The 682-nt window shown below is 44.1% G+C and carries 1 protein-coding gene; it reads left to right on the forward strand.

Going from position 1 to position 682, the window contains the following annotated elements; genetic code table 11:
- A partial coding sequence (locus R7044_RS25660) for a DNA polymerase (protein ID WP_263857051.1) occupies positions 1-560 on the forward strand: 560 nt, incomplete at its 5' end.
- Between the last annotated feature and the right edge of the window lie 122 nt (positions 561-682).

Consider the following 682-nt stretch of genomic DNA (forward strand, 5'->3'; position numbering starts at 1 on the left):
TGTCTATTGATCAGGTATCAAGTGAGCAGCGTCGCCGTGCAAAAGCGGTGAACTTTGGTCTGATTTACGGTATGAGCGCATTCGGCTTGGCAAAACAGCTGGGCATTCCTCGTGGTGAAGCGCAAGCTTACATGGACAAATACTTCGAGCGTTACCCAGGTGTAATGCAGTACATGGAAGACACGCGCAGCGCAGCAGCTGATAAAGGTTATGTAGAAACCATTTTTGGTCGACGTTTGCATCTGCCAGAAATCAAATCGCGTAATGGTATGCGTCGTAAAGCAGCAGAACGAGCGGCGATCAATGCGCCAATGCAAGGCACTGCAGCGGACATTATTAAGAAACCGATGCTGCGAGTGGATCAATGGATTCAAGAAGAAGGCAATGGTCGCGTAAAACTTTTGATGCAAGTACACGATGAACTGGTATTTGAAGTCGAAGAGTCGTCTTTGTCCGAAATTGAAAGTAAAGTACAGAAATTGATGGAATCTGCAGCAGAGTTGAAAGTGCCTTTGGTGGCAGAAGCTGGTCACGGTGACAACTGGGATCAAGCACACTAATCATTTTTAAATCAATTTGGTCGATTTAGTATGAGCCAGCGCACAAACGCTGGCTTTTTTGTGTCATTAAAAAAGCAACTTGGATTTGAAAATTAATGTTGCTTAATAAAACTTTCATGAAA

This window comes from Vibrio sp. 1402, assembly GCF_033340275.1.